This window comes from Pseudoalteromonas sp. NSLLW24 (genome assembly GCF_015864725.1).
Taxonomy (GTDB): domain Bacteria; phylum Pseudomonadota; class Gammaproteobacteria; order Enterobacterales; family Alteromonadaceae; genus Pseudoalteromonas; species Pseudoalteromonas arctica.
The window spans coordinates 65,911-90,861 of sequence record NZ_JADYWQ010000016.1 but is presented as its reverse complement, the minus strand read 5'-3'; the positions used below and the strand labels follow the sequence as shown (position 1 = coordinate 90,861).

26 protein-coding genes and 1 pseudogene are annotated in these 24,951 nt (G+C 37.6%); 10 read left to right on the top strand and 17 right to left on the bottom strand.

What is annotated here, in order from left to right; translation table 11 throughout:
- The 3 genes from guaD to puuE are packed head-to-tail and all read left to right on the top strand — an operon-like array spanning position 1 to position 3,516.
- Positions 1-1,365 (top strand): guanine deaminase, encoded by a 1,365-nt coding sequence (gene guaD, locus I6E72_RS15655; protein ID WP_197113012.1) that lies wholly within the window; start codon positions 1-3, stop codon positions 1,363-1,365.
- A 5-nt stretch (positions 1,366-1,370) separates the two neighbouring features.
- Positions 1,371-2,582: a urate hydroxylase PuuD gene (locus I6E72_RS15650; protein WP_197113010.1), complete on the top strand. Its 1,212-nt coding sequence runs from the start codon at positions 1,371-1,373 to the stop codon at positions 2,580-2,582.
- Position 2,583: 1 nt separating this feature from the next.
- A complete protein-coding gene (gene puuE / locus I6E72_RS15645; RefSeq protein ID WP_197113008.1) occupies positions 2,584-3,516 on the top strand; it encodes an allantoinase PuuE in 933 nt (310 codons plus the stop codon).
- A gap of 68 nt (positions 3,517-3,584) precedes the next feature.
- On the opposite strand, the gene I6E72_RS15640 is transcribed toward puuE, so the two are convergent.
- Positions 3,585-6,086, bottom strand: a complete 2,502-nt coding sequence (locus I6E72_RS15640) for a S8 family serine peptidase (protein WP_197113006.1) — start codon at positions 6,084-6,086, stop codon at positions 3,585-3,587.
- A gap of 583 nt (positions 6,087-6,669) precedes the next feature.
- Between I6E72_RS15640 and I6E72_RS15635 the strand changes: the two genes are divergently transcribed.
- From I6E72_RS15635 to I6E72_RS15620, 4 genes are read left to right on the top strand one after another with little or no spacing between them, the layout of a single operon-like run.
- The gene (locus I6E72_RS15635; RefSeq protein ID WP_165721738.1) at positions 6,670-8,172 is read left to right on the top strand and encodes a curlin; all 1,503 of its coding nucleotides are present in this window, start codon (positions 6,670-6,672) and stop codon (positions 8,170-8,172) included.
- A gap of 38 nt (positions 8,173-8,210) precedes the next feature.
- Positions 8,211-8,612, top strand: coding sequence for a curli production assembly/transport protein CsgE (locus tag I6E72_RS15630; RefSeq protein WP_007584407.1), 402 nt, complete (start codon positions 8,211-8,213; stop codon positions 8,610-8,612).
- Positions 8,602-9,027 carry a curli assembly protein CsgF gene (locus I6E72_RS15625; protein WP_007584408.1) on the top strand — a complete coding sequence of 142 codons (426 nt, stop codon included), beginning with the start codon at positions 8,602-8,604 and terminating at the stop codon, positions 9,025-9,027. Before I6E72_RS15630 ends, I6E72_RS15625 begins: the two co-directional genes overlap by 11 nt.
- On the top strand, positions 9,027-9,800 hold the full coding sequence (locus I6E72_RS15620) for a CsgG/HfaB family protein (RefSeq protein WP_007584410.1): 774 nt from the start codon (positions 9,027-9,029) through the stop codon (positions 9,798-9,800). The genes I6E72_RS15625 and I6E72_RS15620 overlap by 1 nt, the downstream gene beginning before the upstream one ends.
- 147 nt (positions 9,801-9,947) lie before the next feature.
- On the opposite strand, the gene I6E72_RS15615 is transcribed toward I6E72_RS15620, so the two are convergent.
- From I6E72_RS15615 to I6E72_RS15590, 6 genes are all read right to left on the bottom strand, one after another.
- Positions 9,948-10,637, bottom strand: a complete 690-nt coding sequence (locus I6E72_RS15615; protein ID WP_007584415.1) for a response regulator transcription factor — start codon at positions 10,635-10,637, stop codon at positions 9,948-9,950.
- 249 nt (positions 10,638-10,886) lie between these two features.
- Positions 10,887-11,408 carry a hypothetical protein gene (locus tag I6E72_RS15610; protein ID WP_197113004.1) on the bottom strand — a complete coding sequence of 174 codons (522 nt, stop codon included), beginning with the start codon at positions 11,406-11,408 and terminating at the stop codon, positions 10,887-10,889.
- Positions 11,409-11,464: 56 nt separating this feature from the next.
- On the bottom strand, positions 11,465-13,003 hold the full coding sequence (locus tag I6E72_RS15605; protein ID WP_197113001.1) for an EAL domain-containing protein: 1,539 nt from the start codon (positions 13,001-13,003) through the stop codon (positions 11,465-11,467).
- A gap of 99 nt (positions 13,004-13,102) precedes the next feature.
- Positions 13,103-13,717 (bottom strand): SGNH/GDSL hydrolase family protein, encoded by a 615-nt coding sequence (locus I6E72_RS15600; RefSeq protein ID WP_197112999.1) that lies wholly within the window; start codon positions 13,715-13,717, stop codon positions 13,103-13,105.
- An 8-nt stretch (positions 13,718-13,725) separates the two neighbouring features.
- A complete protein-coding gene (locus tag I6E72_RS15595; protein WP_197112997.1) occupies positions 13,726-14,235 on the bottom strand; it encodes a DsrE family protein in 510 nt (169 codons plus the stop codon).
- Between the two features lie 72 nt (positions 14,236-14,307).
- Positions 14,308-14,781, bottom strand: coding sequence for a flavodoxin family protein (locus I6E72_RS15590; protein WP_197112995.1), 474 nt, complete (start codon positions 14,779-14,781; stop codon positions 14,308-14,310).
- A gap of 76 nt (positions 14,782-14,857) precedes the next feature.
- On the opposite strand from I6E72_RS15590, the gene soxR reads away from it, so the two are divergent.
- The 3 genes from soxR to I6E72_RS15575 all read left to right on the top strand — a co-directional run bounded on the left by soxR (position 14,858) and on the right by I6E72_RS15575 (position 17,492).
- The gene (gene soxR, locus I6E72_RS15585; RefSeq protein WP_169060712.1) at positions 14,858-15,316 is read left to right on the top strand and encodes a redox-sensitive transcriptional activator SoxR; all 459 of its coding nucleotides are present in this window, start codon (positions 14,858-14,860) and stop codon (positions 15,314-15,316) included.
- Between the two features lie 459 nt (positions 15,317-15,775).
- Positions 15,776-16,417, top strand: a complete 642-nt coding sequence (locus I6E72_RS15580) for a hypothetical protein (protein WP_197112993.1) — start codon at positions 15,776-15,778, stop codon at positions 16,415-16,417.
- A complete protein-coding gene (locus I6E72_RS15575) occupies positions 16,407-17,492 on the top strand; it encodes a rhomboid family intramembrane serine protease (RefSeq protein ID WP_197112991.1) in 1,086 nt (361 codons plus the stop codon). Before I6E72_RS15580 ends, I6E72_RS15575 begins: the two co-directional genes overlap by 11 nt.
- A 62-nt stretch (positions 17,493-17,554) precedes the next feature.
- Here the strand turns inward: I6E72_RS15575 and I6E72_RS15570 are convergent, their stop codons facing one another.
- The 10 genes and pseudogenes from I6E72_RS15570 to I6E72_RS15525 form a co-directional block, all read right to left on the bottom strand.
- Complete coding sequence (locus I6E72_RS15570; RefSeq protein ID WP_231620569.1) at positions 17,555-18,055, bottom strand: transthyretin-like family protein; 501 nt, start codon at positions 18,053-18,055, stop codon at positions 17,555-17,557.
- A gap of 364 nt (positions 18,056-18,419) precedes the next feature.
- Positions 18,420-19,586, bottom strand: a complete 1,167-nt coding sequence (locus I6E72_RS15565) for a lipase family protein (RefSeq protein ID WP_101216324.1) — start codon at positions 19,584-19,586, stop codon at positions 18,420-18,422.
- Between the two features lie 30 nt (positions 19,587-19,616).
- The gene (locus tag I6E72_RS15560; RefSeq protein WP_197112983.1) at positions 19,617-20,135 is read right to left on the bottom strand and encodes a DUF6795 domain-containing protein; all 519 of its coding nucleotides are present in this window, start codon (positions 20,133-20,135) and stop codon (positions 19,617-19,619) included.
- Positions 20,136-20,272: 137 nt separating this feature from the next.
- Positions 20,273-21,052, bottom strand: coding sequence for a hypothetical protein (locus tag I6E72_RS15555; protein ID WP_197112981.1), 780 nt, complete (start codon positions 21,050-21,052; stop codon positions 20,273-20,275).
- An 82-nt stretch (positions 21,053-21,134) separates the two neighbouring features.
- Positions 21,135-21,401: a hypothetical protein gene (locus I6E72_RS15550; protein ID WP_101216321.1), complete on the bottom strand. Its 267-nt coding sequence runs from the start codon at positions 21,399-21,401 to the stop codon at positions 21,135-21,137.
- A gap of 70 nt (positions 21,402-21,471) precedes the next feature.
- On the bottom strand, positions 21,472-22,050 hold the full coding sequence (locus I6E72_RS15545; RefSeq protein WP_197112979.1) for a hypothetical protein: 579 nt from the start codon (positions 22,048-22,050) through the stop codon (positions 21,472-21,474).
- Positions 22,044-22,817, bottom strand: a complete 774-nt coding sequence (locus I6E72_RS15540) for a ChaN family lipoprotein (RefSeq protein ID WP_197112977.1) — start codon at positions 22,815-22,817, stop codon at positions 22,044-22,046. The genes I6E72_RS15545 and I6E72_RS15540 overlap by 7 nt, the downstream gene beginning before the upstream one ends.
- Before the next feature lie 37 nt (positions 22,818-22,854).
- Complete coding sequence (locus I6E72_RS15535; protein WP_197112969.1) at positions 22,855-23,121, bottom strand: hypothetical protein; 267 nt, start codon at positions 23,119-23,121, stop codon at positions 22,855-22,857.
- A gap of 381 nt (positions 23,122-23,502) precedes the next feature.
- A pseudogene (locus I6E72_RS15530) lies at positions 23,503-24,476 on the bottom strand (transposase).
- Positions 24,477-24,627: 151 nt separating this feature from the next.
- On the bottom strand, positions 24,628-24,945 hold the full coding sequence (locus I6E72_RS15525; protein WP_197112967.1) for a hypothetical protein: 318 nt from the start codon (positions 24,943-24,945) through the stop codon (positions 24,628-24,630).
- Between the last annotated feature and the right edge of the window lie 6 nt (positions 24,946-24,951).

Below are 24,951 nucleotides of genomic sequence, written 5' to 3'. Positions count from 1 at the left end.
ATGAGCACACAAAACAATAATAACTTAACAGTAATTTGTGCCGATATACTCGACTTTGTTGACGACCCTGCCATTGCTGGCGAAAGCGCCCATCGTTTTTTTGAAAAAGGCGCATTAGTTATCAAGCACGGCAAAGTAGTTAAACTTGGTTACGAGCACGACATACTGCCAACAATTGATAAATCAGCGCGTGTTATCCGCCACGATGGTAAGCTCGTTATGCCTGGTATGATTGACACCCACATACACTTACCACAAACCGAAATGGTGGGTGCGTACGGCGAGCAACTGCTAAGTTGGTTAACCGAATACGCGTTTCCGACAGAGAAAAAATTTACGTGTAAGCATTATTCAAAAGAGATCTCTAATCGCTTTTTAGACGAGCTGCTGCGTAATGGCACAACCACAGCCCTTGTATTTGGCACTGTGCACCCGCAATCGGTTGATGCGTTTTTTAAAGAATCACAAAAACGCAATTTACGTATGATTGCCGGTAAAGTAATGATGGATCGTAACTGCCCTGACGACTTATCTGATTGCGCGCAAACAAGCTATGACGAATCTAAAGCCCTAATAAAAAAATGGCACAATGTTGACAGGCTAAGCTACGCAGTTACGCCGCGTTTTGCCCCCACATCAACCCCAGAACAATTACAAAAATGCACTCAGTTACTTGAAGAATACCCAGACACCTACCTGCACACTCATCTATCAGAAAACAAAGATGAGTGCGAATGGGTAAAAGGGCTATTTCCAGAAGCTGAAGATTACCTTGGCGTTTACGAGCAAGCTAAAATGGTACGTAAACGCTCGGTATTTGCCCATAGTATTCATTTATCTGAGCGCGAGCTATGCTGCCTTGCAGATAACAATGCGGCAATATCGCACTGCCCTACCTCAAACCTATTTTTAGGATCAGGACTTTTAAATTTAAAAGCCTGTGAAGAGCACGGCATAAACGTAGGCATGGGTACCGATGTAGGCGCAGGAACAAGCTTTTCTATGCTACAAACAGGTAACGAAGCTTACAAAATCCAACAGTTACAAGGTCAAAAGTTTTCAGCATTTAAAGGGCTGTATTTAGCAACTCTCGGCGGTGCCAGAGCACTTGATTTAGAAGGGACAATTGGTAATTTTAAAGCCGGTTGTGAAGCCGATTTTATTGTAATGGATTGTTCAGCAACCCCATTTTTAAAATTTAGAATACAGCATGCCAAAACCCTGCATGAAAAACTATTTGCAATGATGATGTTAGGCGACGACCGCTGCGTTGAGCAAACCTACATTATGGGTAAAAGTGTGTATAAGCGCGATGATAACAATCAATTTTCAGACACCCGCTCACCGGTATTAGAAGAGGCTTAACCGTTATGGAAAACTATTTATTTGAGCTTGCTCATTTAGTACTGCGTTATTTTCATGTTATTGCTGGTATAGCATGGATTGGCGCTTCATTTTATTTTGCATGGCTTGATAACAACCTACAAACACCACCGCAATGGAAAATAGATAAAGGCATAAAAGGCGATTTATGGGCCGTGCATGGCGGTGGCTTTTACGAAGTGGCTAAGTATCAAAATGGCCCTGAACAAATACCTCATACCCTGCATTGGTTTAAGTGGGAAGCGTACACAACCTGGATCACCGGTATATTACTATTTAGCTTACTTTATTATGTTGGCGCCGATGTGTATTTAATTGATAACAGTAAAAGTGAGCTAAGTAAATTTGCAGCTATTGGCGCATCCCTTGGTTTTATTGGCTTAGGCTATGGTGTTTATCGTTTATTGTGTAAAACCCCGCTGGTTGAAAACGGCAAAGTGTTTATTGCTGTAGTTATTGGTTTATTAGCTCTGTGGACTTTTGGGGTTGATCAATTATTTAGCGACCGCGCTGTGTATATTCATGTAGGCGCACTTATTGGCACGTGCATGGTGGGTAATGTGTATCACATTATTATGCCAGGGCAGCGCTACATGGTGAGTGAAGTAGAAGCTGGTAGAATCCCTGATTCAGCGCCAGGTTTAAAGGCAAAGCTGTGTTCTATTCATAATAACTACGCCACGTTACCAGTGGTATTTATTATGCTTAGCAATCACTTTCCTTACACGTATAGCCACAACTTTGGCTGGCTTATTTTAATTGCGCTGTTTGGTATTGGTATGTGGATACGCCATTACTTTAACTTAAAACATCAAGGCGTTAATAAACCTTCAGTACTTATAAGTGGTATTGCAGCATTTTTTGCCCTTATGCTAGCAATAGCACCTTGGCCCAGCAGTACAACAAATGCAGACGAAAACGCGCCTTTACAAGCAAGTATTACCGACGCACAAGCGTGGGATATAATCAGCAAACACTGTACGCAGTGCCATAGCGAAACACCTACCTCTGAGCTTTTTCAAACAGCGCCACTTGGCTTTAAACTTGATTCAATTGAACAGGTAAAAAAGTCGCAAGTACTTGTGCATACCCGCGCGGTTGTAACCAAAGATATGCCACTGGCTAATATGACCAAGATGACAGACACAGAGCGCGAAGCGCTAGGCTCTTGGCTCGCAGCGCTTAAAAAGGAGCAATAAAATGAGTGAGCATTTTAAAAACTACCCGCGCGATTTAATTGGTTATGGTCCAGATGTACCCCATGCAAATTGGCCCAATAAAGCACGTATTGCCGTGCAAGTAGTATTAAATTACGAAGAAGGCGGCGAAAACTGCGTGCTGCATGGTGATGCAGCCGCTGAAACGTTTTTATCAGAAATAGTCAGTGCCCCGCATGTTGAAGACCGCCATATAAGCATGGAGTCTATTTACGAATATGGCTCGCGCGCGGGCGTGTGGAGGCTACTGCGTTTATTTAAAAAATACGATATACCGGTCACCATTTTTGCAGTGGCGATGGCCCTTGAGCGCCACCCCGATGTAGCTAAAGCCTTTGTTGAAGCAGGGCACGAGATTGCAAGCCATGGCCTGCGCTGGATTAATTATCAAAATATAGATAAGCAAACCGAACGCGAGCATATGCAACAAGCCATTGATGTAATTAAAAAGCTCACAGGTAAAAAGCCCAAAGGCTGGTATACCGGCCGAACTAGCCCAAATACCGCAGCCCTTGTAGTTGAAAATGGTAATTTTTTATATGATTCCGACGATTACAGCGACGACCTACCTTTTTACAGTATTAAAGAAGGTAAACCACAGTTAATAGTGCCCTACACGCTTGATGTAAACGACATGCGCTTTGCTGCCGTGCAGGGTTTTAATGCCGGCGATCAGTTTTATAATTATTTAAAAGATGCCTTTGATACGCTTTATGAAGAAGGTGACCCTGAAGGTGAAAACACCCCAAAAATGATGTCGATAGGTTTACATTGCCGCTTAATTGGCAGACCAGGAAGAATAAAAGCATTAGCACGGTTTTTAGAATATGCCCGCTCGCATGAGCAAGTATGGTTTGCCACGCGTGAGCAAATAGCCGAGCACTGGCTTAAAACTCACCCGTATAAAAAAGCATAGTTTATATTTTTTAAAACATAAAAAAGCCCAGCAAAGCTGGGCTTAAATTACTTTAGGAGTAGTGTAATTTATTCAAAAGAAACGGTGATGATATTCGAACACACATTTTCTGTTACACATAATTGGTAATCGTACGATGGTAATGTAGCTCCACGTACGTAATCACGGTAGCGTCCGTTATCTGCAGTGGTATCAACTAACTCACCATTACGGTAAACGCTTAATGACTCTGCACCAACTTCTTCCCAGCTAAGTTCTACACGCATCGTACCTAGGCGTGTTTTGTTAGCGCGTTTTAAGTTCAGTTCAAGGGTCACGTCACTTACAACAACGGTTTGGGTAAATGTATCTGTATTACCTTCACTGTCAGTAACAGTTAGTTCTACATCGTAACTACCCGATTGCGCATATGCATGCACAGGGCTTGAATCTGTTGATGTAGCGCCATCGCCAAAGCTCCAGCTCCATTGTGTAATGTCGTTATTGGCATCATTGCTTGTATCTACAAACGAGGCTGTTAAACCTTGCGTATCAACAGTAAAGCCTGCACGTGGCGGTTGTGCACTTACTTCGCCTATAGCGCTAAGCGTAAGTGACCAGCCATTAATATTACCTGTGTCTGCACCCGCTGTATCCACAGCATTTAACGTCCAGTCGCCTGTTGCTACTTCACTGTTAAATACGCTTGATGTAAATGTTTTAACAATATCATCTTCGCTGCCACCTTCATTACTCTGTAAAGTTACCTCAGAGCCTTGTGGTGAAATTAGCGTAAGGACTATATCGCCAGACCAAGTATGCGTAATATTTACATCAACAGAAGTACCAAAAACAGTTAAATCATCTGAAATTGTAATTACCGAATTAGCACCTTGTGGATCATTATCAGGAATCGCCACATTTTCTTCGCTAGTATAGGTGTAGTCATTTAAACCAGCAGGTTGAAGCATTAAGCTTACTGTTTTTTCTTTAACAATATCATCTGATGTTGCTGTAACAGTAAACTCATAATTACCCCATGGCGTATTTCCATTGGTCTCAACACTAAGCTGTACTGTTTCGCCAGGGCTTGCAGTTAGCTCTGATAAATATGCACCAGTAAGGCTAGATTCTAGTTCAAGCGTTACTTCACCATCCCACTGAGCAATAGAACCAATTTCAAACGTATAAGTTGCAGACTCACCAACTGTTATTTGTTGTGACGCTGGCGTCACAGACATTTTAAAGCTTGGCGTTGGATCGGCATCTAATAACGCCTGATTTGCGTTTAGGCGCGTGCCCGCAAGCGTTTTACCTTGAAGTGCAGCATTAGCGTCACCGCTACTCATTAGTAACGCTTTAAGCTCTGATGTTGTTAAATCAGGGTTTACTGACAACACAAGAGCAGCAACACCGGCAACATGAGGTGTTGCCATTGAAGTACCTGAGTAATTTGCATAGCCATTACCCGGAACTGTTGACAAAATACCAGAGCCTGGTGCTCCCATGTCAACACTTGTCGCGCCCCATTGTGAAAAGTCTGATAAGTTATCATTGCTATCAGTACTGGCAATTGCTAATACACTCTCGTGTTCATAACTTGATGGATAGTGAGGGTTTGCATCATTATCAACTTCGTCATTACCAGCAGCAGCAACAAATAATATGTCAGCTTGCTCACTAACAGTCATAGCATCCGCTAACGCTTGGCTATAACCGCCACCGCCCCAGCTATTGTTTAAAACACGTAAGTTTACACCTGAGTTTTTAAGATTAACCATATAGTCGATACATTTTATTGCATCTGATGTTGAACCATTACCAGCGGCATCTAAAAACTTACAACCAACAATAGAAACTTCATGGTTTACACCCACAACACCTGTAGAATTATTACCGCTTGCACCAATAGTGCCTGATACGTGGGTACCGTGACCTTGGTCATCCATTGGGTCGCCAGCATCCGTAATTGCATTAATACCGTGAATGTCGTCTATGTAACCATTGCCGTCATTATCAATACCATCGCCTGCAATTTCGCCAGTGTTAACCCACGCATTGTCAGCTAAATCAGGGTGACTGTAGTCAACACCAGTATCAATAACACCAACTACAACATCGCGACTACCAATTGAGATTTCCCATGCTTCTGGCGCATCAATATCTGCATCGGCAATGCCACCGGTCTGACCTTCATTATTTAGGCCCCAAAGCTCATCAAAACGAGGGTCGTTAGGTGCGCTCGCAATACTTACTCGGTAATCTGGCTCAACATATTCAATAGCTTGATGAGACTTTAAACGCTCAATAGCTTCTTTAGTGCTCATGCCAGACACTTTAAATTTAGCAAGGCGACCTGAGAATAATGATGTGAAGTTATCATCAACTTCATCATTATTTAAATCTGTAATTTTTGCTTTAACCAAGCTTCGTGCTTGTTTACGCATTTGAGGTGTTGCATTTTTTTTATATTTAACAATAACAGAGTCACTGCTTGCAGCTGCTTGTGGAAGAGCTCCTGCATCAGGTAATTTAGCCGAAGCCAAACAAGGTAGTAAAGCAAGCGTAATAATAGATAATTTTGTTTTCATTGTTCTATCCATAGTTGGGTTAGCTTAGAAGCACTAAGCGGGTTTGTTCACTATTTCAAGTACAAGGGATCACGTGGCAAGTTATAAGCAAACTAGTAAATACGATATTTGACAAGTTAAAAAGTTAAAAAGAATTAAAAATCATAAATTTTGACCAGTTTGGCTATAAAAAAAACACTAAACACAGTCATTTTAATGAACTGCCCCATTACAACCTTACCCATTATAGGGTCAAACTTTTTTACTGCTTTTGCTTACTATTACATTAAAACCCACCAGTTACACACATAAACCGATGATAATAAAAGGTTAATTATTTGGTAAAAAATGATGATTTAAGAAAATGAAATAGGGGAATACAGTTAATGGGTGATTATGAATTTGAGCTTAAACTTTGTTAGTTCAATATTTATGACAAATTAAAACTTAATTATTTATAGTCACATATTACGCTTCACCTACTTCTAAAGTTACGCAAGCGGATCACAAAAAATATATCGGCACGGCATGCTGAGACAACAAATACCTTATTAAAACCTATAACATTTAGGGTATTTGATTTTAATATTTCAAGGAGAAAATAATGAAGTTGAATAAATCACTTTTAAGTTGTGCTGTTGCAATAGCAATGGGTACCAGCTTTGCCTCATATGCAGATACCGACAACAAATCAGCATCAAACTCAGAACTTAGTACAAAAATATCTATACTTAGCACCGCTAATTCAATGACATTGGCACAATCGCAAAATAATAACACCGCGATTTTAATGCAAGAGGGAGATAGTAATACTATTGAGGTTTCGACTACTGGAAACGAGAACACAACAGAAGTTACTCAATTACAATCAGGTAATTATGTTGGCGTAACAACAATTGGTAACAACAACGAGCAAGTATATGCCCAAGATGGCGTTGCCAACGGTGTAATTACCGAAGTTACTGGTAATAATAATTACCTAAATGTTTTGCAAAGTGGCCAAGGCTTTTTTGTAAACAACGAAGCTGTCAACATGATTGTTGGTGACGACAATATCGTTGATGTAGAGCAAGGCACTGGTGGTCATTGGTTTTACAACTTAGATATGAAAGGTAATGGCAACGAAATCAGTTCATTACAAACAGGTGAGTGGCATGAAGCTGAATTAACCTCTGTAATGGGCGATCAGAATAGTCTGAGTCTTGAGCAAAACGGTTACTGGAATACCTTCAAAGTGAGTTCTTTACAAGGCAACGATAACGAGCTTGATATTGAACAAGACGGCGATCGTAATACTGTTACCTTCACTGATATTTTAGGCGATGCAAATGAGCTTTCAATTGAACAAGAAGGCAATACTAACGCAGTAACATTTGTAGCTGTATTAGGCGATGAAAACGAAATTGATTTAGACCAAGAAGGTTCTTTAAATACTATCGAATCAAACTTATTCGAAGGTCAAAACAACGAAGTTACAGTAACTCAGGTTGATTTAAGCAACTCAACAACCGTTGATATTATTGGTGACGATAATGAATTAACGGCTACACAAGTTGGCTTATTAAATGATGCTTACATGGGCGTTTTAGGTACCGATAACGAATTTATGATTAACCAAGTAGGTGAATCAAATTCAGCACACGTTGTTAACTTTAATGGGTCTGAAAATGACGTTAACGTTATTCAGTCTGGCCAAGAAAACACTGCTGTTGTTGAGTCTTCATATCCTGATATATCTCTAACATCAAACGACAACGATATCGATATTATGCAAAATGGTTCTCAAAACGAAGCCATGGTTACACTTGCAGGTATTTTAGATAGCAACATGAACCAAGTTGACCTAGCTCAAACAGGTGAAATGAACGTAGTTGATATGATGGTTGAAGGTAATGGCCACAGCATTGATATTTCACAAACTGGCGAAGGTAACTGGGTAGTAGGAATGGAGCAACCTGCATTTTTAGTAGGTGGCGAAAACGTTTCGTTTAGCGTAACTCAAATGGGTAACGATAACATTGTTGAAGGCGCCGTAATTGGTTTCAACAGCACTGTTTCAGTGACCCAAATTGGTGACGGTAACGTGACTTCTATTACTCAAATGTAATTATTGAGGTTGGGGAGAGCAACTCTCCCCATTTAGTTATGCATAATAATAAAAACCATTACCAAGTATTATTACTTACGCTTTCTCTGTTTTTAATGCCCGCATCTTATGCCGCTGAAGAGTTGGAGATTGACGGCCTACTACTTGATAGGAGTATTAGCCGCTTTGGTCATCAGTTCTATTTTGAGTTTTCTAATTACTGGCGAGATCTCCCTTCAACTGCAGGTTTTAACATTGAAATTAAAGAAACGGTCATTCCAAAAGCAGGCACAAAGCTGTCGTTAATAATGAATAACCAACTTGTTTACGCAACTTATTTAGGTAGACGACTAGAGCCTTTAAATGAGCGTGTGGAGCAGGCTGTTTATACAGTGATAGATGCAATGGCTCGCGAAAACATGGCAGTGTCAACACCCGATATGGCTAAAGATGGATGGTAAAATGAAAAATATAGCCCTTATAATAATAACAACATTAAGCTTTTCAGCAGCAGCAACTGAAATAATTTACACCCCAATTAACCCAAGCTTTGGTGGTAACCCACTCAATGCAAATATGCTGTTGAGTAAAGCCCAAGCTCAAAACAAGCATAAAGCACCGGTAGTAGAAAAAGGTTACGCTGAACAATTTCAAGAAACTCTAGAGCGCACCTATTTAAATCGTATGGTAAGAGAAATTACCGATATGGCATTTGGTGAGGACATAGAAGATAGCCTTTTCAATCAAGACTCCATATTTATGAGTGGCGATTATCAAATTGAAGTTATAACCAGCACAACTGATTCTATTACAGTAAGAATAACAAATATAATTGATGACACCGTGGTGATCATTGAAGTACCGAGGTTTGGATAATGTATAAACTACTAATAACAATAATATTAATAGGATTGAGCGGTTGTGCGAGCCTAGGGAACTTAATCCCACCATCGCAACAAAAAGCAGTTAGTTTAGAGCCAACCGAATTATTCGCAGATCTGAAAAACTTACCTAAACCTGTTGGCAGTATTCCGGTATCTGTTTACTCATTTAGAGATCAAACAGGTCAATATAAGCCACAAACTAACGTTAGCTCATTTTCGACTGCCGTTACTCAAGGTGCTAACTCAATACTCATACAAGCATTACATGAATCTGATTGGTTTACGCCGGTAGAGCGTGAAGGTTTACAAAACATTTTAACTGAGCGAAAAATTATTCGTGCAGGCCAAGCCGATAATCCTAATCAAGCTGATTTACCTCCGCTAACAACCGCTAAAATCATTTTAGAGGGCGGTATCATAAGCTACGACACTAATGTAAAAACAGGTGGTTTGGGTATGGAATACTTTGGTATAGGCGCATCAGAGCTTTACCGCGAAGATGCTATTTCAATATACTTACGCGCTGTTGATGTTCGTACAGGACAAGTACTACTAAGTGTAGCCACCAGCAAAAAAGTACTTAGCCAAGAAATGCGTGCAGGCTTTTTTAGATACGTAAGCTACAAACGACTAGCAGAAGCAGAAGCAGGCTTTAGTGACAACGAACCTATGAGCATTTGTGTTACCCAAGCAATAGAAAAAGCACTCACAGATCTCATAACAAAAGGTATTGATAAAGGCTTATGGGCTAAAAAATCAGCATAAACTGACTTCCTAAATTAACTAAAGGCTACATATTGTAGCCTTTATAAGTTGTGTGGTTAGTGATTTGAAAGTACTTCGCTAACCCAACCCTTATAAAAATCTAAAGGATAACGTTTTTACTTAAATAGCGTCTTAGTGGCTTTACTCTTATTTAGCCATTGGCAGCAAAACAGATATATAGCGCTGCGCCCAATTAGCAAGCTCCACCCTGTTGCGTGAGTTAGTTTTTTTAAACGCACTGTATAAATGTGTTTTTACAGTGTGGTCGCTAATGTTAAGTTTATCAGCGATTGTATTGTTACTCGCCCCCTGTGCAATTAAATGAATAACAGACTTTTCTCGTTTTGTTAAATGATCGTAATCGTCCTGCTTTAATTCAATGTCGTCGTGTAAGCTATTAAACGACGATGCCACGGCTAAAATATCGTTAAAAGCTTTTGAAATCACTTTACGCGTAAACCAAAGCTCGCCAGTATTAACACGAAGTAACCCTTTAAAGATATCTTCTGGTGGATCAGATTTATAAAAAACACCATTAAAATGGTTAAGCAATAAGTTTTGCTCGCACACATCTTCTTTATCAACATTAAAAATGACAACGCTATAGTGTTTAGCTAAACAAATAAGGTCAGTCGGAATAAGGTCTTGCCATTTGCTTTTAGCACCATCGATTAAAAACAAATCATAATTTGTGCGCTGCTCAGCTTTAGGAATAACTTCGTCCATTTTAATATCACCAAACAAAGCTTGTAATGTTCTTAAAATAGCGGTGTAGTTGTGTGAATGAAAAGATGATTGAAACGTTGTTTTTACAAATACTGAATTTTTATGGGGCATAAATTTCGTCCTTGAAACATTTACACTACATTACCTAAATCAAATACAACTTACAATGGGATTTTGGTATTAAAATAAAGCTATCGCTTCTCATCCTGAAATAGATAAAACCCAATTAAATCAATGAAAAACCTTAATTAATCTTGTTTTTACAACTACTTTTATAAGATAAATAACAGATCGGATTAGTGGCTTAATAACTTATAAAGCCTTAAATATGCATTAGCCTAAACCAACTTTTAGGATCAATTATTCTATACTCGCTTTTAGTTTATTTAGCTCATCAACCGAAAAACCTCGATCATAAAAATATAAAATTTCGCCGATGTTATTTATAAGTACCACACGTGAGTTATTAGGGCTTTGGTTACCTGTAAACTTTTGTACCGCTTCACCATCTTTATAAATAGTGATTACCCCACCCCATAATTCTTTAGGGATGCCTTTGCGCATACCGCTGTCTATAAATGTGCTAAACATGCGTGGCGCCATGCCGGCAATGGTTGGTAGTTCGTATGTAGGGAGCGTTACACCCGCCATATCTAAACCAATTAACCAACGGTCTATGTCAAATTGGCTATCTTGCTTGTAGCCAATAAGCAGTAGTGTTTTATCTGCTTTAAAATCGCTGGGTATAGTCACCATGCTTTGCTCTAAACTTTCGCCGCTAATGCTTGGGAACTGCTTACCTGTTAATTGTTGGTTTGGGTACTGTGTTGTACATGCACTAAGTAGTAAAAATGCAAAAGCACTTAATGTTAATTTGATCATAATAAACCTAATATTTATAAATTTCATAACGATACGTTTAGTATGGCAGCTGAGATCTAAAAATGCTGATTAGTTATATAATTTTTAAATTTAGACGCCGTCATGGGCTTACCATACTTCCAACCCTGTCCATAATGCACACCCGCCATTTTTAAAATAGCTTCTTGCTCAGTGGTTTCAATCCCTTCTGCCACACAGGTATAATTAAACTTATGCACAAGTTCCATAATATTTGGGATCATAGAGGCTTTTAAGCCCTCAGTTGCTATATCTTGAACAAACGTACGATCAATTTTAAGTTGATGAAAGCTCAAATTTTGTAAGTTTCTTAAATTCGAATAACCCGTACCAAAGTCATCTAATGATAAGTTAAATCCCGATTCAACTAAGGTTCTAAAATGAGCATGCGCAATGCTTGTATCAAGGTACTCGTCTTCAGTTATTTCTAAACAGATAATAAAGCGTGAGTTGGTAAGCTCTGTAATTTGCGGCAGTAACGACACATTACCCAGCTCTACATCACACGGAAATATATTAAGCGACACTTTAAAGCCTTCTGGCAATAACTCTATAGAGGTTAACTCTTTTATTGTGGTAGCAATCATCGCCTCAGTAAAAGTCCAAGTTAAATTATTTTTTCTAATAACCGGAATAAACTCATCTGGAAATAAAGCACCGTACTTATCTTCAAAACGTGCAAGTACCTCGCAACCAATCAGCTTGCCACTTTGCAAACAAATAATGGGCTGGTAAGTCCAATAAAATGATCCCTTTTTAAGCCCTTTACGAATACGTTGATTGGTAGAGCGGCGTGCAGCAATTCTCGCATCAACTATTAACGCACTCGATATGCCCGCTAAACAGGTTAAAATTAACGAAATTATTAATAATAAGTGATTATTAGAAAAAAACAGACTCCAAGGCAAGTGCACTACTACACAATATTGACTACTTGTAGAACTGCAAACTGAGTTAGTTTCGTAAGGAAAGAAAACGCTGTTTTTTACCTGCTGGTATAGCCCCTCTTTACCTGCTAAATGATGCAAAGTATTTGGTGTTTTATAAATAACTTCCCAATCTGGCGCAGTAATTCCGATGTTGGTAAAGGGCGTGCTCTGCATAATTAAATTATAGTCCCCTTGTCTGACTATAATTACCTCCATAGGGCGCTCACTAAATAATAATAGATAAAGCTCTGGCTCAAAACGAACCCTCACCTGTTCATCATCTCGAATAAAGTCAGGCTGTTTGTCGTTAATTGGTTTACTTAATAAGCCTGCGCCAGTAGTACAAACTAGCTGGTTATCTTTAAAAAAGCCTATATCAATTACATATTTTGCGTCAAATAAAGCGCGGCGCATCTCAAGAAGAGTTGTATTATCACACTGTTTAAACGCAAGCTTATTTAATGGGGTAAGAATTCGACGCCTCTCTGCAATTGCACCTTCTACATGACCGAGAATATATTCAGCATCATACTTTGTTTGTGCTGTTAACTGCTGCGCTGCAAAATTGAGCAAGATAAAACAGCCAGTTACAAAAACTAACCCTCCGGTTAAAATGGCTATAATAGATTTTTGTTGGTACTTTTTCATAGCATCTCGAAGTTGTTAATTTATATCACTACTTTATTAGATGATTGCATAAGTCGCATTAAATTCAAACAGATAGATTCAAGAATTATTGAATGAATTTTAAACCAATTGAGTAATTTTAGCACTTACCGTTAAATGCTGATTACTTTCAAAGTGAATCCCATCACCGGCTGTTACATTAATAAATGTAGTAAAATCAATAAAAGTACATTTATGAGTAGCCGCAACGCTTTTGAATGCACTAGAGAGCTCTGTTGCTTTTATATCTGCACCTTCGTAAATACGCGAATACTGCTCGGTGATTCTTATTTTAGGTGGGCTAGCAATAATAATTTTAGGAGATTTTAAAGTGCTACCTTGCTGATAATAAATATGTATTGAGTTAATTAAATCATTTAAGCCACCTGCTATTAAACTAGGTGTTAAATTAAAACGTTTTTTAAGATCGTTTGTACCAAGGGCAATAATAATAAAGGCGAGCTCATGCTTATCCAAATAAGGCTTTAGATAACTAACACCATTAAGCACGCCATCAAATGGTGGATTATGCACTAACGTGCGGTTAGGCTGCCCTGCCTCTATTACGTTAAAGCCACACCCTAAGTTTTTATTTAATAACGATGTCCAACGGGTATTTTCATCAAAGCGTTTTCCCGTTACAGGGTTTAAACCCCACGTATTAGAATCACCAAAGCAGAGAATATTTTTTGTCATGTTAATTATTAAAATGGATTGAGTGTATAACCCTGCTGTTGCAGCTGGGCATGTGCTGTCATCGCCGAAAGTGACATTTGCACACCTTCAATTAGTTGTTCTGGTGCTACTTTATAATGCGTAGCCGATTGCCCACATACATAAACCACGGTGTTATTGGCCAACAATTGCTTTATTAAACTTTGATTTTTGTTATCTGCTTTAAAACGTTCTTTATATTCACTATTAGCCAATACATCAACGCTAGCACTACCATGTACCACTAACGCTAATTGAATATTATCTGGCTTTACACCGTGTGCTACATGCATATTAATAAAACGTGCAAGTGAGTTCATTGAATTGTTCTGCTCACCTTTTTTAGCGCCATCACCAACATCAAAGGCTATTTTGAATACCGTAGAGTCATTTATCGGAACATGCTCCGGGACACTATAAAAGTAACCAAAGTCTTTAATAAGGTTTTCACCCGCTTGCGAAAATGGGCTTATAAGTAAAAGCAATAATAGGTATTTCATAAACAATCCTGTGTTTTAAATAAGTTAACCTATTTATAAAACTAACAGAAGCAAAGAAAAAAGGGCAGCTTATCATGCTGCCGATTGAGTGTTTTTATGATGGTGGTTAATAAACTGCATACCTAAATAGCTAAATGTTCGTTTAAACATTTCTACAAAAATATCAGGCGCTTCAAGCGATGATGCGTTTGATAACAACGAAAAATCTTTATTACGTAAAGCCCGTAACTTCGGCTTCAAGGTTTCATCATCCATGTAATCTGTGATCCTATCTATAAATGACTTCATTTGTACCGTAGTGTTATACCAATAAACAGGAGACGCGAACACCCAATGGTCGTACTTTAAAAGTGCTTCAAATAGCGCGTAAAAGTCATCATTTTTATAGTTTTTGTCATAACAATACGGCGCAATTTTATAATCATCCAGACAAATTACGCGCACATCATTTTGCTCGGCAAAGCTATTAACATGGGCTGTGGTATTGCCGTTTTTTCGTGCGCTTGAATAAATAATAACAGTATTACGCTCAAGTTTTTGTTGCATTTAGTTAGCTCCTTTTTTAATGTGGTAGAAGCTTAAAACCTCAAGTTATATTGAGGTCAACTGAAGGATTAAAATAATGCCAGCAGGACAAAAAAAATTAACCGAAGCTAACCTAACCGTTGGCTATGTAGCAAAAAGAAGTGGTGTAAAAGTATCTACTCTTCACTTTTACGAAACTAAGTTTTTAATTAAGAGCTGGCGAAATAATGGTAATCAGCGACGTTATAAACCTGATGTATTACGCCGTGTAGCTGTAATAAAAGCAGCTCAAGCGATGGGAATTACGCTCGATGAGATTAAAAACACCTTAGCTACCCTACCCGACAACCGCACACCAACAAAACAAGACTGGTCAGCACTTTCAAAACATTGGCAAGCGCAACTTGATGAGCGAATTGCGCACATGCAACGCCTGCGCGACAAAGTAGACGGTTGTATAGGATGTGGTTGCTTATCACTTAAAAGTTGCCCAATTTACAATAAAGATGATCATTTAGGCGAAAATAAAAGCGGCGCTGTGCTTTTAAATACATAGTCTTTGCCTGTATAAAAAGTTCTCCACTTTTGTATAACAAAAATAAATACTCCTCTTAGGCGTTGGGTCAACAACGCCTTAAATATAAAGGCTAACTACGCCTCATTATTGAGTTATTAAAGAAGGTTTTTTTAGTCCGTTTATTGGTAATACGTTACTTTGCTAACAAAATAGCCTCAGGTACTACAAAAACTCTCTATTCATTAATATAGAGTCATGCATATTGAGCCATGAACTCGCGTTTAACTTTTTCGCTAGATGATTTAATTAGACAGTTTAAAATAGCTTAAGTACCCTCTTTATTAAGTATTTAAGCTAAGCCATACTTAAGTGACTACTTGTAGATATAGGTAAATACATTAAAAGTATATTCAATACGAGTGGCTATATTGCTAACTGGTTAATTTTTAAGTATTCTTGTACGCCTAAAAAGGAAGCAATTATTCAAGGAACGAGCTGTTGGAACCAACTAGTCACATCCCAGAAAACAATAAAAAACCACCTATAGTTACTCAAAAATTTTCGCAAGCCCTTAAAACAGCTGATCATAAAGAACTGAAAAGCACTGGCTTTTGGTTAAATCAATTTTTTATGGTTATTTCTACTGTCTTTGGTGTTTATTTGGCGGCTCAAAGCGGCTTAGAGCAAGCACTTAAGTTTGATTCATTTAGCAAAATGGAAGATAACTACTATTTACGTACATCGCTCTATGACGAAGTTAATGATAACGCAAACACGGTAGCTGAGTATGCAGAACGCTTAGCGAAGAACCCACCAAAATCAGAAATGGAATTTTTTAAACCCACACTTGAGCAGTACATATGGAAAACCATGCAGTTTTCTCCTACTACGCTTGAAACACCGAGTAAATTTTTAACTAGAATACGTCGATTTTATTCTCGAGCTGATTTTGTCATAAATGCCGCAATAGATCGAAAAATATCAGCTAAACAGGCTTCTATCGAATTAGCAAAAATAACAAACTTAATTAAAACTCAAACACTCCCTGCATTAAAAAATAGCGCAAAACAATTAAAAATGGAATTACAGCAGAATGATATTTCTGTTGGTTCGTTAAAGGAACTTAAAAATGCCAACTAAAAGCTGTCCACATTGTAAAGATCATCCACTAGAAGTAACCAATTATCAGGGTGAAGAAATAGATATTTGCCGTGAATGTGGTGGCTTATGGTTCGAAAAAAATGAAGTAAATCGCATGATTTCCGAGATAAATGACGGCCCAGAAGGTGATAAATTTGAAACTCACTTTGGTGAGCCATTGGGCGTTTCTGAGCTTGACTGCCCGGATTGTAAAAAAAATTTAGAACGTTTTCACTTACTGGAAGCTTTTCATACCGAAATTGATGTTTGTAGACACTGCGATGGTACTTGGATTGATAAAGACGAACTTGAAAGTGTTGAAAAAAGCCCTGAAATAAAAGCGAGTTTAGGCGAGCTAAATCAAAAAGTGAGTTGGAAAACCTACTTGTTCCAATTTTTAACGCAAATGCCTGTTGAATATAATATTAAACCACAAAAGACTCCTTGGGTAACTCGCGGCCTTATTGTTTTAAATACATTGATTTTTGCACTTTATTTTTTAAACCCGAGCTCGTTCAGCTATGTCATTGATAACTTTGCCATGACACCTGCAGATTTAAGCAAAGGTAATGAGCTATGGACTGTATTAACTTGCGTATTTTTACATGGTTCAATAATGCATTTAGTTGGCAATATGTACTTTTTATACATCGTTGGCGATAACTTAGAAGACGTGTTAGGCCATAAACGCTTTTTGTTATGGTATTTAGCCTGTGGACTACTCGCATCGTTTGCAAGCTACATTGTAAGCCCAATGTCTACAATTCCAGGCGTGGGTGCAAGTGGCGCTATAGCCGGTTTATTTGGCATGTATTTAATGTGGTTCAGACACGCAAGTCTTACTTTTATATTTATAATTTATCAGAAGAAGCTTTCTGCAGTATGGTTTTTTGCTATTTGGTTAGGATTTAACATTTTTGGTGCAATAACAGGCCCCGATGGCATTGATTATGGTGCGCATATTGGTGGTTTTATAGCAGGACTGATTATTGGTTATATTTTAAAAAGTAAAATATTAGAGCAAAACCCTATAATTCGTTTACTAAACCAAAAAGAAGCACAGTTAAAACGTTAATCATTATATTAAAGCCACTAATAGATGAACATTAGTGGCTTTATCAAACTTCTCACTAATTTCTATAACTTACAACGTGTATAAACTGTATAAAATTGACCAGTGTTTTTTATCGGTATATCGTACGTTATAGCCTCTTCACTAAGTTCGCATTCAAAGTTATTTAATATATCAGACAGCAGTGCTTGCTCTTCAGTGAACTGTATTGTGGTATACCACAAGATTGAATCTTCATCTTTTTTGTTTTTAATATAAATACTCTGTAGCAAAGAGCTATTAAAAAACATGTTTGAAGGCTTTGAACTACGTATTGTTTTATTATCGAAATAAAAGTAACCATTGTTATCACTTTTGGCTTCATCAATATAAGTATCACCGTAAATCAGCTCTCTTGTCACTGTAACGCCTTGTTGAGGCTCACCATTGCTTAATAATCTGCCTTTAATAGACAACGACAACGTAACGTCTTGCTTATTAAAAAGGCTAAACATATCTGCACATCCCTGCATTGGTATTAATAAAATAAGTGTTAAAGTTACACCAACCAACCTTGTAGTGATCATAAAAATCCCTTTCGTATTTATATTTGTACACATTTAGCTGCTTTGTGAGTGGTATTAGTTAATCGTTTGAGTGTTTAACGTTTATTCAAACGTAGTAAAAGATAAATATGGCATATGCTCCAGATTACTTTACAGAATTAAAAGCACTTTAATTCTACTATGCGATTAACTCATCGTTGATATATGACGTATAGGACGCGGCTGCTTAGCATGCAGGTTAACGATGCATAAGCAGGCGACTATTTAAGAGGAGAATATTACGCAGTAATACTTTTAATTATCAATCGTAAAACGGATATGAATTAGTAAAAAGCATAACGGTCGGTAATAACTAGCCGTATAATTTACTAAATAGTATTTTAATTTAATCTAAACCATTTAGGCCATCTTTCGCGGCGCGGTATAAAGCTTTTAAAGTGTCATCAAAAACACTTCTTATAAAGTTGTAAGTGAGCTCAACAGCACCCGTAATAACTTTACCTACAAACGCTAACATGTGCCCAAGTAACCCTAATGTTTGAGCCGCAAACGAAGCCGAAGCCTTTGCGATTTGACTAACTGTGCGAGAAAGCATGTCGTAGAATGTTAAGCTTGTTCCAATTGCAGCTTGAGCTGCAACTGCGCTGTAGTACCCTGCATCTTTTAATAACGTAATTAGAGCTGCATTTAGCTTATCAGCCCACTGAGATCCAAATGAAGCTTGATTTCTATCTTCAAACTTTAAGCGTACTGGAGTACTCAAAAAGTGGTTTGCTTTTACTGTTAAGTTATTCCAATCATTACTATTTGCTGTATTAATATAACCTGGTGTGCCGTTAAGCTTGTGAGCAGCGCCTTTTAAACCTTGCCCGTTATCAAGCCGAATTTCTTGCCCATTATAAGGTGCATGCGAAAACGGCCATAAAGGCACTTTAGCTACAGGATCTGCGCCGTGGGTACAACGATATATTTTATCGAGTCTTGATGTCGTCGCCCTTGAGAAAGGTTCTAAACCAACCCGAGGAGAGCCAAACGTATAAAGCTTTACGGGTAGAGAATATTCAGCTTTGATCCAATCTGCCGACAATGCGGCTAAAGCTCCACCTAAACTATGGCCAACCACATGTACACAGCCTGTCATTTTATCTCGGACATTTGCTGATACAAATTCTTGTATTGCAGGCTTCATAGAATAAAACGTTTTATTAAAACCCGCATGCACCATACTGCCGTTTGAACCACCACTTAAACCAAAGTTAGCATCCGTTAAACCATCACGTAAAGACGCTGTACCTCTTATAGTTATTACAGAATCACCTTGAAAATCCCCCTGCCCATGCCCCAATAACCCAAACCCAGTGCTCAAGCCAAACAGGTGAGAAAAAAAACCACCTGATATGCCTTGTACGGCGTCTTGATTTACACCAAAGTTAAAGTTACCACGTAAGGATGGATGTAAAGAGTTGTTTAGCAGCTTTGTGCTTTTAATACTTTTTGCTTTATAAGCAAGAGTGGCTATTTGTACAGCTTGTGTAGGTGTTAAAGTATTCATAAAATTCCCTTTAAATGAGTATGCTAAAAGTTAAATTTTACATGCGCCATAAATTGTAAAAACATGCTCTGGCGCCTCTTTAATAGGTATATCGTACGTTTGGGGTTCTTTAGAAATATCGCAAACTAAACCTTTAAGTAGCTCACTTAATGTATCGCTATCTTCATGTAGCGAAATAGTGACATACCAAAGAACAACGCCTTCAGGTGTCCCATTTTCTAAATAAACATGCTGAACCAATGATTCGTTATCAAACATGTTTGAAGGTTTAGATGTTTTAATTGTTTTTTCAGGAAAAGAAAAATGCCCATTATCGTCTGTTGTTGCTTCATCAGTATATTCATCGCCGTAAGTTAGCGTTCGCGTCACAACGGTATTAGCAACTGGCTGACCGTTATTTAATAGCTCACCATTTAATGATGCTGACAAAATAAAATTATGCTTTTTCGAAAAGCCAAACATATCTGCAAAAGCCTGTGTAGTAGTAAAAAAAACTAAGGTAATCGTCACTATTACCAATAAAAAAACCTTTAAACGCGATAAAAACAAAGCAAATACTCTCCCAAGCCTTAGCTATACATTACTTCAAGTATATGGCTATTTAATTACACTAATCATGCTCATACTAAAAAGTAAGTAAACATACTAAATACTGCATGTTTTTCAATCAAAAAACAATCGGTAATTTAATTATAAAATAGCGTATATATTAATTTACCAATACTACTAAACGCGATACCGCCCACAAGCAAAAAACCATATATAAAACTAATAGCACCAGCTGAAGGATCGCTCTTTTTATCAATTTCTATACATGCCGTGCACACAACAAAAAATATAAAAAAGTTAGCAATAACGCCTAAAATAAAAGCATTACCGAACAACGGCGATACGCCTACAAAAACGGCACTCAATAATATAAACGAGCCTGAAAGTGAATGTTTATTAAACCGGCTTTCTATTATTTTTATAGCTAATGTGGCTAGCATAAAAAGTAAAAAGTATAACGTTGGCCAAAACTGATAATATAAATAGTCCCAGTTAAAAAGATCACCTGAAGTTGATGAATAAGCTTGCTGGCCTAAGTCGGCCGGTGTGGCATTCGATGCATTTTCGGTAAAAAGATACGCTACCCCACCAATAATCCATTTTATAATCCAAAAAAATACAAAGCTGGCAACAGTAAACCCAATAGCGTCACCCCTTGTTAATCGCTTTTTAGCTTTGTGCTTTACAATAATAGCAAGCATTAAACCTAACAGGCATACACCTCCTAAATAAAGTACTGCCTGCCAAAAATTATCAGAGTAAAAAACAGCTAAACCTGGCGCGATAAATAGATACATAGCATCTTCATTATCTAGTGAACGGCTTGAAGTACTCTGCTCTGATTCTTTAAAAAGAGCTAAATATACAAATAAAGGCTGCAAAAACAGCATTAAAATACTCGTGGTAATAAGGCTCATACATCATCCTTAATGAGAAAAAACTAATGCAGCAAAAGTGCTGCATTAATATTAAAAATTGAGTGTGTAATTATGAAGGGTGTTATAAGTTTATTTTTTGAAAATACGTTTTAAGCTTTAAAAGCCCCGACTCAAGTTCAAATTTTTGTATTTTAGGGTTTTTAAATTTAAACCCATTAGAAATATGGGTATTAATCATCGTCGCCATACCCTCAAACCCAGCTGGTGCAGTGGCAACTAAATCGCTCAACAAGGGCTTTATAAGCACTTGATGCTCTTCTATTAAAGTCGGGTTTTCGTATATATCGTAAACGAGATTGGTTAATATTTGTTGGTTTTGTTGTTCCATATTATTTCTATAGCGCCTTAGTTTAGGCGTTTATAGCTCCTTTATATTTATAGGTAAATACATTTAGTGTTTAATTTTTAGCTAACGAAGCTTTGGCTTGATTTTGTATATATTGAGCGCGATGCTCCCAATCAGTTCTATTTGCATAATTTATAACGTAATCAGTATGGGTGATCACTTTATTCCACATGCCAAGCTTTTGGTAAATAGTGGATAGTTCAAAATGTGCCGAAACAGTTTGAAAATTTATTTCATTATCATGGAGTAAATATAATTCATATAATCGTGCAGATTCTCTTAAATCCTTTTTTACGAAGTGGCCGCTTCGGTATATCCAAGCAAGTTTTTTTAAAGCACTATACTCGTTATTTGCAATACGAGAATTAATTTCCTCTAAATAACGAGTACCATCTCCAGTGTGTACGCCTATGTAATACAAAGCTTCCCAATCACCAAGACTATATGCTTTTTCACACCATGCTTCTAATTGCTCAGGTGCATGCATTAAGCTTTTTTGGCATTGCTTTGCGGCTTTCTCTACAGTTAGGTTAGGGGAATTAATATCTATATTAGGAAAAAGCGATGCGCTCAAAACCGAAGAAAATACAAAACACCAAGTAAGAATAATTATTGATATTATTTTTACCATTGTAGTGAACCATCACTATTTACACGCTTTTCAGGTATATGCACTTGAAAGGATTTAACAGACGATTCGTACGGGTAGCCTTCTCGATAAAAATAAAGCTCTTTTAAGGATTTATCCTGATTCGAGTCACCTGAGCAACGTCTATCACTTATGCAACTTAACCCTCCAATAAAGTCGATAAAACGAACATTGAAAATATTGTGATCTTTAAGAAATACATCAACACCAGGCTGGTCTGCTGCATTTAGTACAGCATGAAACCGATGCATAAAAGCAACTACTCTATTCTGACTTGAGCGGTTTAATATAGTAGCTAAATTAACTGCCCAAAGTGCGTTTCTATAAGTGTGAGTATCAAAGCAATCGCCTCCTATACCCTTCTCTGAAGAGCATAAACTATCCATTATATCCATTGTTTCGACTAACACGTCGAGCGCGACTATTTTCATTCCAATATCTCGCGCAGCCTTAACAAGTTCACCATACGCATGAGGTGTTAAATAGCCATGGGTCCAATACTTATTAAAATACTGCTGTATAACATTAAAGCCTTTACCTATGCGCTGATAAAAATCTATTTTTTCCTGCATAGCTCTTGGTAGCATTTCGATTGCAAAATGCGTGAAACCAGCAGCTTTTAGCTGTTTGATTGCCTTTATTGCTTCATACTTATAACCAGCAGTGCTATGGCTTGATTCACCAAGCATCACTAAGCGCGCATTACCGGCCATTGTTTTATAATTTACATCCGTGTTTATTTTATTCATTACCTATCCTTGTTTTTTTATTTAAATTTTCAAAGCATCATCTATAAAATTCAATAACGTTATTATTGTCAGAGCGGTAAGGAGCAACTGCATATTCATAGCTCATTGCAAATAAAAGATCTTTTGCAGTAAAGTTACAAACTTCACTTTTTAAATAACATTCCTTAATTCCACGCCATAAATGCATTGCGCGACTTACGTAGTCATCACCCCACTTTTCTTTAAATTGCTTGCTGGGGTTGTTTTTTAAAGTAAATGAAGCAACGTCTTGAAGTGTTAAGTCGGTCGTGTTTATACACATCATAATAAATAATTAATTGTTCGGTAACTTACAATACAGATTTTATAGAGCAGTAATAACTGAAGAGTCAGGTACTAAGCAATGCACTTAAACCAGATGAAAAATATCAGATATTTTTTACTAGCCATAGATTTAATCTTCCTTAATGCATCAATAATAACCTTATTAGGAATTAAATTGAATAACTAAACTAGACACTCACTCTAATTTAACAAGCAAAGCTGTATTATTAGATTTACTTTTTTGACTCAGCGTTTATCTCTTTTTATATCATTATTCATAAAGCACTCATTAAATAAGCAATTATCACTCTTGAACCTAAATTACACGTATAAAAATAACTGCATGATGCAGTTTCAACTTTTCTACTGAGTTATTTAAGGTTTATGCTAATAGCTTTTCACAATTACTGATATTCGCTCGCCGTTTTCGATTTAAATTTTCGCAGTAACCTATTTGTGAAGTGGGCCTGCCTACTGCGCCGTGAAATACACGTGTAAATTGTGTGGTGAGTTTTAACCAGTTTTCAGGGGAAATATTGACTCTTTCGAGTAAGGGTAATTGTGTACTCTCAATATGCCCTCGCTTGTCTTCTCGTATACAACATCCTGTTAATTCAATAAGTTCAAGGTACGATTTAAGCTTAAACGGTAGTCCTTTTGGCATAATTTGACGCGGCATGCCTGCAAAGCGCTGTAGTTGTCTTGGTTGTTTGCCATCTTTTGCGTATGTTAGTCGCTTTTGAACACTGGTATGGTCAGATTCTTCTGGCGTATTTGCCATTTTTGCTCTGATGGAGTTTAAATCGACATACGCCATGCAGGCCGCAAGGGCTGCTTCATCTAGTAATGCTTGCGATGTGAATCTGCCTTCCCAGAATCTACCTGTGCAGTTATCTTCTTTATTTGCTCTGCGAGCAATGTTTTCATTTAATAACCGCATAAACCAGCTAATACTTGATAGGCGTTCTCGGTATTGCTTTACTGTTTGATTAAAAAAGATAAGCTCAGCTTTACCTAGCTTTTCGCCCTGTATGTATTTTTGCGTAAGTACGGTGCCTTTGCACAGCTTGTGCCACCGAATAATAATCGCTTTATCATTAAGCCGATACGCTTTTTTATTATCAACATACAACACTAAGTGCGTATGATTGCTCATGACAGCATAAGCACAGACGTCAATACAAAATACCTTGGCTAACTCAAGCCGTTTGTCTTCAACCCAGGCTCTACGATGCTCGTAGGATTGACCCGTAAAATGGTCTTCACCACACAAAAAAGCACGTCGAACACAGCGCGAGATACAGTGTAATATTTTGTATCAACCAAACTTACTTGTCGCTTTCTTGCAATTGCCATAAGACACCCTGCTCATTTTTCATACTGACAAAAGCCTAGTACTTAGTTCGCTAAACTGCAAAAATCAGAGTGGGTGTCTTTGTTATTTTTCTTTGTTATTTTCTTGCCTAAAATATTATGGTCAACCAATTCACTAACCCTAAGTGTTAGATTACAATATTAACCACTCTTTAAAACATTTATTGCACACCCCTCCACCTTCTAATAATGGTAGTAAAAGTGAGTCGCTATACTGCTCGTCAGACTCACCATATAAACTAACAACATCTAAACCAACAAAAGGAGATGGAAGCTCACTTTTTGCCAAAAAGTAAGTTACAGAGTCAAAAAGTACATCACCATCATAGAAATCTAATTTTAATTTCACATAATCAATTTTTTCACCAGCTAATACAGCTTGTTGTAAAAGTTTCGAAACGTATGGATTTCCACCTGCTTCACCATGTTTCTTGCAATAAATTAGAGCCATTAAAGA

Excerpts from the sequence above, each read along its gene's own strand:
- guaD (WP_197113012.1), top strand. The coding sequence starts at position 1 with ATGAGCACACAAAACAATAATAACTTAACAGTAATTTGTGCCGATATA.
- I6E72_RS15650 (WP_197113010.1), top strand. The coding sequence starts at position 1,371 with ATGGAAAACTATTTATTTGAGCTTGCTCATTTAGTACTGCGTTATTTT.
- puuE (WP_197113008.1), top strand. The coding sequence starts at position 2,584 with ATGAGTGAGCATTTTAAAAACTACCCGCGCGATTTAATTGGTTATGGT.
- I6E72_RS15640 (WP_197113006.1), bottom strand. The coding sequence starts at position 6,086 with ATGAAAACAAAATTATCTATTATTACGCTTGCTTTACTACCTTGTTTG.
- I6E72_RS15635 (WP_165721738.1), top strand. The coding sequence starts at position 6,670 with ATGAAGTTGAATAAATCACTTTTAAGTTGTGCTGTTGCAATAGCAATG.
- I6E72_RS15630 (WP_007584407.1), top strand. The coding sequence starts at position 8,211 with ATGCATAATAATAAAAACCATTACCAAGTATTATTACTTACGCTTTCT.
- I6E72_RS15625 (WP_007584408.1), top strand. The coding sequence starts at position 8,602 with ATGGATGGTAAAATGAAAAATATAGCCCTTATAATAATAACAACATTA.
- I6E72_RS15620 (WP_007584410.1), top strand. The coding sequence starts at position 9,027 with ATGTATAAACTACTAATAACAATAATATTAATAGGATTGAGCGGTTGT.
- I6E72_RS15615 (WP_007584415.1), bottom strand. The coding sequence starts at position 10,637 with ATGCCCCATAAAAATTCAGTATTTGTAAAAACAACGTTTCAATCATCT.
- I6E72_RS15610 (WP_197113004.1), bottom strand. The coding sequence starts at position 11,408 with ATGATCAAATTAACATTAAGTGCTTTTGCATTTTTACTACTTAGTGCA.
- I6E72_RS15605 (WP_197113001.1), bottom strand. The coding sequence starts at position 13,003 with ATGAAAAAGTACCAACAAAAATCTATTATAGCCATTTTAACCGGAGGG.
- I6E72_RS15600 (WP_197112999.1), bottom strand. The coding sequence starts at position 13,717 with ATGACAAAAAATATTCTCTGCTTTGGTGATTCTAATACGTGGGGTTTA.
- I6E72_RS15595 (WP_197112997.1), bottom strand. The coding sequence starts at position 14,235 with ATGAAATACCTATTATTGCTTTTACTTATAAGCCCATTTTCGCAAGCG.
- I6E72_RS15590 (WP_197112995.1), bottom strand. The coding sequence starts at position 14,781 with ATGCAACAAAAACTTGAGCGTAATACTGTTATTATTTATTCAAGCGCA.
- soxR (WP_169060712.1), top strand. The coding sequence starts at position 14,858 with ATGCCAGCAGGACAAAAAAAATTAACCGAAGCTAACCTAACCGTTGGC.
- I6E72_RS15575 (WP_197112991.1), top strand. The coding sequence starts at position 16,407 with ATGCCAACTAAAAGCTGTCCACATTGTAAAGATCATCCACTAGAAGTA.
- I6E72_RS15570 (WP_231620569.1), bottom strand. The coding sequence starts at position 18,055 with ATGATCACTACAAGGTTGGTTGGTGTAACTTTAACACTTATTTTATTA.
- I6E72_RS15565 (WP_101216324.1), bottom strand. The coding sequence starts at position 19,586 with ATGAATACTTTAACACCTACACAAGCTGTACAAATAGCCACTCTTGCT.
- I6E72_RS15555 (WP_197112981.1), bottom strand. The coding sequence starts at position 21,052 with ATGAGCCTTATTACCACGAGTATTTTAATGCTGTTTTTGCAGCCTTTA.
- I6E72_RS15550 (WP_101216321.1), bottom strand. The coding sequence starts at position 21,401 with ATGGAACAACAAAACCAACAAATATTAACCAATCTCGTTTACGATATA.
- I6E72_RS15545 (WP_197112979.1), bottom strand. The coding sequence starts at position 22,050 with ATGGTAAAAATAATATCAATAATTATTCTTACTTGGTGTTTTGTATTT.
- I6E72_RS15540 (WP_197112977.1), bottom strand. The coding sequence starts at position 22,817 with ATGAATAAAATAAACACGGATGTAAATTATAAAACAATGGCCGGTAAT.
- I6E72_RS15535 (WP_197112969.1), bottom strand. The coding sequence starts at position 23,121 with ATGATGTGTATAAACACGACCGACTTAACACTTCAAGACGTTGCTTCA.
- I6E72_RS15525 (WP_197112967.1), bottom strand. The coding sequence starts at position 24,945 with ATGGCTCTAATTTATTGCAAGAAACATGGTGAAGCAGGTGGAAATCCA.